This window comes from Ideonella sp., assembly GCF_041918995.1.
Taxonomy (GTDB): domain Bacteria; phylum Pseudomonadota; class Gammaproteobacteria; order Burkholderiales; family Burkholderiaceae_C; genus Ideonella.
Genome location: NZ_JAYRUN010000019.1, coordinates 68,131 through 78,193 on the forward strand (window position 1 = coordinate 68,131; position 10,063 = coordinate 78,193).

Consider the following 10,063-nt stretch of genomic DNA (forward strand, 5'->3'; position numbering starts at 1 on the left):
CCGCCGCGCGTGACGCGCCTGTGAAAGCGCGCCCCGCCTGCCGGCTCAGTCCAGCTTCAGGCGCTGCAGCTGCACCACCTTCTTGTAGGTGGCCAGCTCGTCCTGGATCTGCTTGCCGAACTCGGCGGGCGAGTTGGCCACGATCAGCGAACCGGTGTCCTCGATGCGCTTCTTCACGTCGGGCATCTCCAGCGTCTTCTTCACCGCGGCGTTGATCTTGTCCACGATCTCCTTGGGCACGCCGGCCGGCGCGTGGATGCCGTAGTAGGCCATGCGGTTCACCGGGGCCAGGCCCAGCTCGGCGAAGGTCGGCACGTTGGGCAGGCCGGCCACGCGCTGGGGCGCCGCCACCACGATGGGCACCAGCCGGTTGTCCTTGATGAACGGCAGGGCCGAGGGCAGGTTGTCGAAGATGATGGGCACCTGGCCCGCCACCACGTCGTTCAGCGCCGGGCCCGCGCCGCGGTACGGGATGTGGGTGATGAAGGTCTTGGTCAGGCTCTTGTACAGCTCGGTCTGCAGGTGGCCGATGCCGCCCGTGCCGGAGGTGGCGTAGCTGTACTTGCCGGGCTTGGCCAGGATCTCGGCCACGAAGGTCTTGTAGTCCTTCGCCGGGAAGCTGGGGTGCACCGCGATCACGTTCGGCGTGGCCGCGATGTTGATGATGGGCGTGAAGCCGGCGATCGGGTCGTAGGAGATGCGCGGGTTGATCGCGGGGTTGGCCGCGGTGGTGGACACCGTGGCCATGCCGAGCGTGTAGCCGTCCGGCGCGGCGCGCGAGATCTCCGCCGCCCCGATGACGCCACCGCCACCCGCCTTGTTCTCCACCACCACGGTGTTGCCCAGGTGCTGCGGCAGCTTCTCGGCCACCACGCGGGCGATGATGTCCGTGGTGCCGCCCGGCGCGAAGGGCACGATGAGGCGCACGGGCTTGGACGGGTACGCCTGGGCCCAGGCGGCCGGGGCGGCCAGCGCGCCGGCGAAGGCCGCGGTGGTGGCGAGGACAAGGTGACGTCGGTCGATCATGCAGAACTCCACTCGTTTCAAGGGGGCACGGAATCATGGGATGCTGCGGCGCGCGCATGCGGGCCCCGGTGTGGAAACCACGTAGCGCGACCCCGCCCTACCCTATCGTTTTCACTGATTCTTGCCCATGCCCGAGGCATTCAAGCACCTGATCCACGCCGGCACCGTGACGGACGCCGCCCGCCACCTGGGCCGGGCCTGCGCCGGCTTCGACGCCGGCCGCTTCGTGCAGCGGGCCACCGACGGGCTGGAAGGGCTGGAGATGAAGGCCCGTGCCATGCGCATCGCCGACGCCCTGGACGAGGGCCTGCCGCCCGGCGTGGCGCCCGCGGCCGAGGCGATCGAGGGCGCGCTGGCGCCCCTGCGCGCCGATGGCACCGCCGACGCGGCGCAGGGCCTGTCGGGCTGGGTGCTGTGGGCGGCCGGCGACCTGCTGGCCCGCCGCGCGCTCGCCGAGCCGGACGCCCTGCCCCGCGCGCTGCAGGCCCTGCATGCCCTGACGCAGCGCTTCACCGCCGAGTTCGCCATCCGGCCGCTGCTGCGCGACCACCCGGCCGAGGTCTGGCCCGTGCTGCACCGGTGGGCCGAAGACCCCAGCGCCGCGGTGCGGCGCCTGGCCAGCGAAGGCAGCCGGCCGCGCCTGCCCTGGGGGCTGCGGCTGCAGGCGTCGGTGGACGACCCCCGCCCCGCCTGGCCCCTCCTCGAGCGGCTGCAGGACGACCCCGACGAGTCGGTCCGCCGCAGCGTGGCCAACCACCTCAACGACATCGCCAAGGACCATCCGGACATGGTCGCGGACTGGATCGCGCGCTCGCTGCCGGGCGCGCCGCCGGCGCGACGCGGCGTGCTGCGCCACGCCAGCCGCACGCTGGTCAAGCAGGGCCATCCGGCGGTGCTGCAGGCCTGGGGGCTGGGACGTGCGTTCGAGGGCAGCGCCACGCTGCAGGTGTCGCCAGGCCGTGTCCGCGTCGGCGACGAGATCGCCCTGGCCGTGGTGCTCCACTCCCGCGCCACCGAGCCGCAGGCGCTGGTGATCGACTACGCGGTGGCACACGCCGGTGCCCGCGCGGCACGCACCCCCAAGGTGTTCAAGGGCTGGACGCTGACCCTGGCGCCCGGCGAGGCGCGCGCGCTGACGCGCCGCCACAGCCTGCGCCCCATCACCACCCGGCGCTACCACCCGGGTGACCACCCGGTGAGCCTGCGCATCAACGGCCAGGTGGTGGCCGAAGGCGGCTTCCAGCTGGTCGACGACGACAGCGCCCCAGGCGCCTGAGCCTCACCAGGTCGCTTCGCGCTCCGGCGTGGCGCCGATGCGGTGCAGCGACAGGTCGGCCCCGTCGAACTCCTGCTCCGGGCTCAGCCGCAGCCCCACCGCCAGCCGCAGCACGCCGTACACCGCCGCCCCGGCGGCGAGCGCCCAGGCCACGCCCGCCAGCGTGCCCACCAGCTGCGCGCCGAGGCTGACGCCGCCCAGGCCACCGAGGGCCGGCTGGCCGAAGACCCCGCAGGCCAGGCCACCCCATGCGCCGCACAGCCCGTGCAGCGGCCACACGCCCAGCACGTCGTCGATGCGCCAGCGGTTCTGGGTGAGCGTGAACATCACGACGAAGATCGCGCCGGCCACGCCGCCCACGACCAGCGCGCCCAGCGGGTGCATCACGTCGGAGCCCGCACACACGGCCACCAGCCCGGCCAGCGGGCCGTTGTAGGCGAAGCCGGGGTCGTTGCGCCCCAGGGCCACCGCCACCAGGGTGCCGCCCACCATGGCCATGAGCGAGTTCACCGCCACCAGCCCCGAGAGCTTGTCCAGGCTCTGGGCGCTCATCACGTTGAAGCCGAACCAGCCCACGGCCAGGATCCAGGCGCCCAGCGCGAGGAAGGGGATGCTCGACGGCGGGTGGGCGCTGATGGCGCCATCCTTGCGGTAGCGGTTGGCCCGCGGGCCCAGCAGCAGCACGGCGGCCAGTCCGATCCAGCCGCCCACCGCGTGCACCACCACGCTGCCCGCGAAATCGTGGAAGGCCGCGCCCGTCCAGCCCTGCAGCCACGCCTGGAAGCCCAGGCGCTGTCCCCACACCACGCCCTCGAACAGCGGGTACACGGCGCCCACGATCACCGCCGTGGCCATCAGCTGCGGGCCGAAGCGCGCGCGTTCGGCGATGCCGCCCGAGACGATGGCCGGGATGGCCGCCGCGAAGGTGAGCAGGAAGAAGAAGCGCACCAGCTCCACGCCGTTGTTCGCGGCCAGGGTGCCCGCGCCGCTGTAGAAGCTCACGCCGTACGCCACCGCATAGCCCACGAAGAAGTAGGCCACCGTGCTGACGGCGAAATCGACGAGGATCTTGACCAGGGCGTTGACCTGGTTCTTCTTGCGCACCGTGCCCAGTTCGAGGAAGGCGAAGCCGGCGTGCATGGCGAGCACCATGATGGCGCCCAGGAGGAGGAACAGCGCGTCGGCGCCTGGCTTGAGGGAATCCATGGCAGGGCGGTGGCAAGCGGGACCGGGCCGGCGGGCAGGCGTCGCATGCACCAGCCGGGCGAACGGGCGCACCAGAATGCAAGGCCCATGCCCACAAGCCGTGCACGCGCCGCCACCGCGGCCGCCGTCGGGCCGCACCAGCGTGTGGCACCCTGCCCCGCGCGGCGCGTCACCTCGGTGCGCCTCGGCACCGTTCAGGTGCCGGCCGACCTCACAGCAGCTCGGGCGAGCGCACCGTCACCAGCACCACCTCGCCCCGCTCCTCCTTGGGCCGGTGGCGCAGCCACCAGACGCCGCCCTTGCGGATGGACCAGGGCACCATCTCCTGCTCGTGGCCGGCGATGAGCCGCGGGCCGGTCATCAGGTAGGCCGCCGCCAGGCCCAGCGTGGGCTGGTGGCCGACGATGAGCACCGGCTCGCGGGCGTCGGGCCAGCGCGCGGCGGCCAGCAGGCCATCCACCGTGCCCTCGTGCGACAGCGCGTCCACGAGCTTGTACTTGCGCTCCAGCGCGTCGGCGGTCTGGCGCGTGCGCAGCGCCGGGCTCACCAGGATGCGCGTGGTCTCGGGCAGCACCGTGTGCAGCCACTCCGCCATGCGGCGCGCATGGCGCTCCCCCTTGGGCGTGAGGCCGCGGGACGGGTCGTCCTGGCCCTCCGCCAGCTCCTCGGCTTCGGCATGCCGCCACAGGATCAGGTCCATCGTCGTCCTCGTCAGGCCGGGCGCGGCTGGTACCGGGCCATGAGCGCCTGCTGCGCACTCACCCCGGCGGTGTCCACCCGCTGGTAGCTGCCGTCGGCCCGCAGCACCCAGGCATCGCGCCGGTCGTGCAGGTAGGGCACCAGGCATTCGTCGATCACCCGCTGGCGCATGCGCGCGTCGCGCACCGGCCAGGCCAGCTCGATGCGGCGGAACATGTTGCGCCCCATCCAGTCGGCGCTCGACAGGTACAACGCCTCGTCCTCGTCGCCGTCTCCCCAGCGGAAGTACATGATGCGCGAGTGCTCGAGGAAGCGCCCGATCACCGAGCGCACGCGGATGCGGTCGGTCTCCCCCGCGATGCCCGGCGGCAGCATGCAGGCACCGCGCACGATGAGGTCGATGCTGGCGCCCGCCCGGCCCGCGTCGATGAGGGCGCGGATCAGGGCCGGCTCGGTCAGCGCATTGAACTTCGCCACGATGCGTGCCGGGCGGCCGGCGCGCGCGGCGTCGGCCACCTGGCCGATGTGGCGCACCAGCCGGCGGTGCAGCACGAACGGCGCCGTCAGCAGGTGGCGCGGCGGCCGCACGCGTGTGAGGCTCGCGATCTGCTGGAACACGGCGTCGGCGTCGGCGGCGATGCCGGGGTCGGCCGTCAGGTAGCCGAGGTCGGTGTACAGCCGCGCCGTCTTGGGGTTGTAGTTGCCGGTGGACAGGTGCACATAACGGCGCAGCACCGGCGTGCCGCGTGCGCCCGTCTCACGGCGCGTCACCAGCAGCAGCTTGGCGTGCGTCTTGAGGCCCACGATGCCGTACACCACCTGCGCGCCCACGGCCTCCAGCCGCTCGGCCCAGTTGATGTTGGCCTCCTCGTCGAAGCGCGCCTTCAGCTCCACGACGACCATCACCTCCTTGCCGCGCCGCGCCGCCTCGATGAGCAGGTCCATCAGCACCGACTTGGCGCCCGTGCGGTACACCGTCTGGCGGATCGCCAGCACGTCCGGGTCGTGCACGGCCTGGCGCAGGAACTCGACCACCGGCTCGAAGCTCTCGAACGGGTGGTGCAGCAGGATGTCGCGCTCGCGCAGCGTCTCGAAGACCGAGCCCACGCGCGGCAGGCGGCCCACCGGCCAGGCCGGCTCGTAGGGCGCGAAGCGCAGCGAGGGGCCGCCGGCGACATCGTCGGCCTGGTCGATGAGCTCGGTCAGCCGCACCAGGTTCACGGGGCCGTTCACGCGGTACAGCGCCGCCTCGGGCAGGTCGAACTGCTCCAGCAGGAAGCGCCACAGCGCCTCGGGGCAGGAGTCCACCACCTCCAGGCGGATGGCCTGGCCGAAGTGGCGCGTCGTCAGGCCGGTGCGCAGCGCCTGGCGCAGGTTGGTCACGTCGTCCTCGTCGACGTCCAGGTCCGAATCGCGCGTCACCCGGAACTGCGAGAACGACTCCACCGTGCGGCCGGCGAACAGCGCTTCCAGGTGGGCCCTGATCACGCTGGACAGCAGCACGAAGCCCTGCTGGCCCGGTGCGCACACCGACGCCGGCAGGCGGATGACCCGCGGCAGCACGCGCGGCACCTTGACGATGGCGATCTGGCTCTCGCGGCCGAAGGCGTCGCGCCCGCCCAGGCGCACGATGAAGTTGAGCGACTTGTTCGCCACCAGGGGGAACGGGTGCGCCGGATCCAGCCCCACCGGGATGAGCAGCGGCCGCACCTCGCGCTCGAAGAAGGAGCGCACCCAGTCGCGCTGGGCGGGCGTGCGGTCGGCGTGGTTGATGATGCCGATGCCCTGGCGCGCCAGCGCCGGCATCACCTCGGTGTTGAAGATGGCGTACTGCTCGTCGATGAGCGCGTGCGCCGCGCGCGCCGAGCCGGCCAGCTCGGCCCAGGCGCCGCCGGCCGAGGACGCACGGGCCGCCTCCACCGCGTCGGCGAAGCGCACCTCGAAGAACTCGTCGAGGTTGGACGACACGATGGTGACGTAGCGCAGCCGCTCCAGCAGCGGCACGTCCGCCCGCTGGGCCTGCGCCAGCACCCGCCGGTTGAACTCCAGGATGGCGCGCTCGCGGTTGAGCAGCGCCACGCTGGCGCTGCGGGGGCCGGGCTCCGCAGGCGCCTCGCCCGGGCTGGACATCCGTTCACTCATGCGGTCAGTTTATGAACGCCGTGTGACAGCACGGTGACGCCTTCGGCAGGGGTCGCCGTGACCGGCGCGAGCCCCGGGACCGCCACAGGAACCGCCACAGGAACCGGGACGGCCGACACGGTCGGCGCCGTGCGGTGCGCGGACCAGTCCAGCAGCACGAGCTCGCCGCTCGGATGCTCGGCCAGCGCGGTCAGGCTTTCCACCCAGTCGCCGTCGTTGGCGTAGAGCACGCCGTCGATGTCGCGCAGCTCGGCGTGGTGGATGTGGCCGCACACCACGCCGTGCGCGCCACGCCGCCTGGCCTCGCGCGCCACGGCCGCCTCGAAGTCGCTGACATAACTCACCGCACGCTTGACCTTGAGCTTCAGGTAGCGCGACAGGCTCCAGTACGGCAGCCCGGCGCGCGCCCGCAGGTGGTTGAACCAGCGGTTGAGCTTGAGCGTGAACTCGTACAGCGAGTCGCCCACGTAGGCCAGCCAGCGGGCGCACTGCACCACGCCGTCGAACAGGTCCCCGTGCGTCACCCACAGGCGCCGGCCGTCGGCCGTGACATGCATGCAGTCCTCCACCACCTCGATGCCGCCGAAGCTGTGGCCCAGGTAGCGCCGGGCGAACTCGTCGTGGTTGCCCGGCACCAGCACCACCCGCGTGCCCTTGCGCACCTTGCGCAGCAGCTTCTGCACCACGTCGTTGTGCGCCTGTGGCCAGTACCAGCGACGACGCAGCTGCCAGCCGTCGACGATGTCGCCGACCAGGTAGAGCGTCTCACACTCGGTGCACTTCAGGAAGTCCAGCAGCGCCGCCGCCTGGCAGCCTGGCGTGCCCAGGTGCACGTCCGAGATCCACAGGGTGCGGAAGCGCAGGGCGGGCGCCTCGCCGGGCGTGGCCTCGTCGGTGACAGGGGCTTGGGATGGCATGGCGCGCATGCTGGGTGCGGGGCGTGACCCGCCGGTGAATCGGCCATGACGGTTCCATGACCTTGTTCAACGATCGTCACCGAGGGCGCGTCACGGCCTGCCGGCGCCTTGTCGACGCCGGGCGCCGCCGCCATCATGATCGCCATCCGATCACCCGGCGCCGCGCCGCGCGCCTCGACCGCTCCAGGAGAACGTCGTTGAACACTCCCCGATCCGCCCCCCTGCTGGCCCGCGTGGCGCTGGCCTGTGCCACGCTGTGCGCCAGCCTGTCGGTCGCCCACGCGGCACCCCCTGCGGAGCATCCGCAGGCGGTGGCACGCGCCCTCGCCCACCTGCAGCGCGAGGCCGGGCCACTGGCGGCGCGGGCCGGCGAGAGCTTCGTCGCGCGTGACGTGCTGAAGGACGCCGACGGCACCGAGCACGTGCGCTTCGCCCGCCGCCTGCAGGGCCTGCGCGTGATCGGCGGCGACGTGGTGGTGCACGGGGACGCCCGCGGCACCCTCAAGGGCCTGTCGCGCACGCTGTCACGCACGCCGTCGGTCGCCCTGTCGCCCAGCATCGACGCCGTCGCCGCGGAACTGGCCGGCCTGTCCACGGCTGGCGTGACCAGCGGCGCCAGCGTGCGCAGCGAGCTCGTGGTGTATGCCCGGGGCAACCGGCCGCAGCTCGCGTGGGACGTGCTCTACACCGGGCGCACGGTACAGGGCGTACCCACCGAGAAGCACGTCATCGTGGGTGCCCACGACGCGCGCGTGCTCGACGCCTGGGACGACATCCAGCATGCCGCCGCCACCGGCACCGGCCACAGCCTGTTCCTGGGCCAGATCGCGGTGGAAGCCGACAGCCAGGCGGATGGCAGCTTTGCACTGCGCGACACGCGGCGCGGCAACCATGCCGTCTTCGACCTGAAAGGCAATTTCGGCGGCAAGGGCCAGCTGTTCGTCGACGCCGACAACGTGTGGGGCGACGGCACCAAGGACAACCGCCAGACGGTGGCGGTGGACGCGGCCGCCGGCCACGCCTACACCTGGGACTACTACCTCAACGTGCACGGTCGCCGCGGCATCGCCGACGATGGCGTGGGCGCCACCTCCAAGGTGCACCAGTCGCTGTTCGGCCTGCCGTGGGTGAACGCCGGCTGGAGCGACAACTGCTTCTGCATGACCTACGGCGACGGCGACAGCAGCTACTGGCCGGTCGTCTCGCTGGACGTGGCAGGCCACGAGATGACACACGGTGTCACGTCGCGCACGGCCGGCCTCATCTACTCGGGTGAGTCGGGCGGGCTGAACGAGGCCACCTCCGACATCTTCGGCACCATGGTGGAGTTCTACGCCAAGAACCCCGTGGACACGCCCGACTACCTGATCGGCGAACGCCTGCCGCGCGACGGCAGCGGCACGCCGCTGCGCTCCATGGTGCAACCCAGCAGCGACGGCGACTCGGCCGACTGCTGGTACGACGGCGTGGGCAGCCTGGACGTGCACTACTCGTCGGGCGTGGGCAACCACCTGTTCTATCTGCTGGCCAACGGCTCCCAACCCCTCAGCGGCCCCTCCTCCCCCACCTGCCAGGCCGGGGACACCAAGGTGGCCACCGGTTCGGCCCTGGTCAAGGGTGTGGGCCGGCAGAAGGCCGAGAAGATCTGGTACCGGGCACTGTCCGTCTACATGACCTCGGACACCGACTACCACGGTGCCCGCGACGCCACGCTCGCCGCCGCGGCCGATCTCTACGGCGGTGTGGGCTCGAAGGTGTGGAACAAGGTCAACGCCGCCTGGGCCGCCGTGAACGTGAAGTGAATCGTGAAGTGAAGTGATCCGTGGTCTGACCGTCTGAGATCCGGAAGCTTGGGCCCGCCTCGTGCGGGCCCTTTTTTCGTCGCTGCGGAGGTGCCGCTCACTCGCCCAGGTAGGCGGCGCGCACCTTGGGGTCGTTGAGCAGCTGCTGCGCCGGGCCGGTCATGGTGACCTCGCCGGATTCCATGACGTAGCCGCGGTTGGCCAGGGCCAGCGCACGGCTGGCGTTCTGCTCCACCAGCAGGATGGTCACGCCCTGGCGGTGGATGGTGTCCACCACCTCGAAGATCTTGTCCACCATGATGGGCGACAGGCCCATGCTGGGTTCGTCGAGCAGCAGCACCTTGGGGCGCGCCATCAGGGCGCGGCCCATGGCCAGCATCTGCTGCTCACCGCCGCTCATCGTGCCGGCCAGTTGCAGGGCGCGTTCCTTCAGGCGCGGGAAGATGCCGAACACCTTGTCGATGTCCGCCTCGATCTCGGCCTTGTCGTTGCGGATGTAGGCGCCCATCTGGAGGTTCTCCACGATGGTCATGCGGGTGAAGGTGCCGCGGCCCTCGGGCACCATCACCAGGCCTTGCCGGGCCATGTCCCAGGCGCCCTGGCCGCGGATGCTCCTGCCCAGGTACTGCACGTCGCCGGCGGCCATGGCCTGGATGCCGGTGATGGCCTTCAGCGTCGTCGTCTTGCCGGCGCCGTTGGCGCCGATCAGGCTGACGAGTTCGCCTTCGCGCACCTCGAAGCTGGCCCCCTTCACCGCCTGGATGCCGCCATAGGCGACCTGCAGGCCCTCGACCTTCAGCAGGATGGGCTTGTCGTTCATTGCGGGGCTCCTGCCGACTCGACATGGGTATGGCCGGCGCCGAGGTAGGCCTCGATCACCTTCGGGTCGCGCTGCACCTCGGCCGGCGAGCCGGCGGCGATGGCCTTGCCGTAGTCCAGCACCGTCACGCGGTCGCACAGGCCCATCACGAGCTTCACGTCGTGCTCGATGAGCA

General features: G+C 71.7%; 8 protein-coding genes and 1 pseudogene. 2 read left to right on the plus strand and 7 right to left on the minus strand.

The annotated features are described in order from the left end of the window. Positions 1-45: 45 nt before the first annotated feature. The gene (locus tag ACE3UN_RS16410; protein ID WP_374676054.1) at positions 46-1,026 is read right to left on the minus strand and encodes a tripartite tricarboxylate transporter substrate binding protein BugE; all 981 of its coding nucleotides are present in this window, start codon (positions 1,024-1,026) and stop codon (positions 46-48) included. Between the two features lie 127 nt (positions 1,027-1,153). Between ACE3UN_RS16410 and ACE3UN_RS16415 the strand changes: the two genes are divergently transcribed. Further along, positions 1,154-2,302: a DNA alkylation repair protein gene (locus ACE3UN_RS16415; RefSeq protein WP_374676055.1), complete on the plus strand. Its 1,149-nt coding sequence runs from the start codon at positions 1,154-1,156 to the stop codon at positions 2,300-2,302. A 3-nt stretch (positions 2,303-2,305) separates the two neighbouring features. Here ACE3UN_RS16415 and ACE3UN_RS16420 read toward each other — a convergent pair whose 3' ends face one another. The 4 genes from ACE3UN_RS16420 to ACE3UN_RS16435 form a co-directional block, all read right to left on the minus strand. Further along, positions 2,306-3,508, minus strand: coding sequence for an ammonium transporter (locus tag ACE3UN_RS16420; protein WP_374676056.1), 1,203 nt, complete (start codon positions 3,506-3,508; stop codon positions 2,306-2,308). A 211-nt stretch (positions 3,509-3,719) separates the two neighbouring features. Then, positions 3,720-4,208, minus strand: coding sequence for a histidine phosphatase family protein (locus ACE3UN_RS16425; protein ID WP_374676057.1), 489 nt, complete (start codon positions 4,206-4,208; stop codon positions 3,720-3,722). Between the two features lie 11 nt (positions 4,209-4,219). Then, positions 4,220-6,349: a polyphosphate kinase 1 gene (gene ppk1, locus ACE3UN_RS16430; protein ID WP_374676058.1), complete on the minus strand. Its 2,130-nt coding sequence runs from the start codon at positions 6,347-6,349 to the stop codon at positions 4,220-4,222. Further along, positions 6,346-7,275 (minus strand): UDP-2,3-diacylglucosamine diphosphatase, encoded by a 930-nt coding sequence (locus ACE3UN_RS16435; RefSeq protein WP_374676059.1) that lies wholly within the window; start codon positions 7,273-7,275, stop codon positions 6,346-6,348. The genes ppk1 and ACE3UN_RS16435 overlap by 4 nt, the downstream gene beginning before the upstream one ends. 188 nt (positions 7,276-7,463) lie before the next feature. Between ACE3UN_RS16435 and ACE3UN_RS16440 the strand changes: the two genes are divergently transcribed. Continuing rightward, on the plus strand, positions 7,464-9,068 hold the full coding sequence (locus ACE3UN_RS16440; RefSeq protein ID WP_374676060.1) for a M4 family metallopeptidase: 1,605 nt from the start codon (positions 7,464-7,466) through the stop codon (positions 9,066-9,068). A 97-nt stretch (positions 9,069-9,165) separates the two neighbouring features. Here the strand turns inward: ACE3UN_RS16440 and ACE3UN_RS16445 are convergent, their stop codons facing one another. Both ACE3UN_RS16445 and ACE3UN_RS16450 read right to left on the minus strand, forming a co-directional pair. Then, positions 9,166-9,888, minus strand: coding sequence for an ABC transporter ATP-binding protein (locus ACE3UN_RS16445; RefSeq protein ID WP_374676061.1), 723 nt, complete (start codon positions 9,886-9,888; stop codon positions 9,166-9,168). Continuing rightward, a pseudogene (locus tag ACE3UN_RS16450) lies at positions 9,885-10,063 on the minus strand (hypothetical protein); the annotation flags it as partial. The pseudogene ACE3UN_RS16450 and the gene ACE3UN_RS16445, both read right to left, overlap by 4 nt.

Coding starts and splice junctions, on each gene's coding strand:
- ppk1 (WP_374676058.1), bottom strand. CDS start 6,349: ATGAGTGAACGGATGTCCAGCCCGGGCGAGGCGCCTGCGGAGCCCGGC.
- ACE3UN_RS16420 (WP_374676056.1), bottom strand. CDS start 3,508: ATGGATTCCCTCAAGCCAGGCGCCGACGCGCTGTTCCTCCTCCTGGGC.
- ACE3UN_RS16445 (WP_374676061.1), bottom strand. CDS start 9,888: ATGAACGACAAGCCCATCCTGCTGAAGGTCGAGGGCCTGCAGGTCGCC.
- ACE3UN_RS16410 (WP_374676054.1), bottom strand. CDS start 1,026: ATGATCGACCGACGTCACCTTGTCCTCGCCACCACCGCGGCCTTCGCC.
- ACE3UN_RS16425 (WP_374676057.1), bottom strand. CDS start 4,208: ATGGACCTGATCCTGTGGCGGCATGCCGAAGCCGAGGAGCTGGCGGAG.
- ACE3UN_RS16435 (WP_374676059.1), bottom strand. CDS start 7,275: ATGCGCGCCATGCCATCCCAAGCCCCTGTCACCGACGAGGCCACGCCC.
- ACE3UN_RS16415 (WP_374676055.1), top strand. CDS start 1,154: ATGCCCGAGGCATTCAAGCACCTGATCCACGCCGGCACCGTGACGGAC.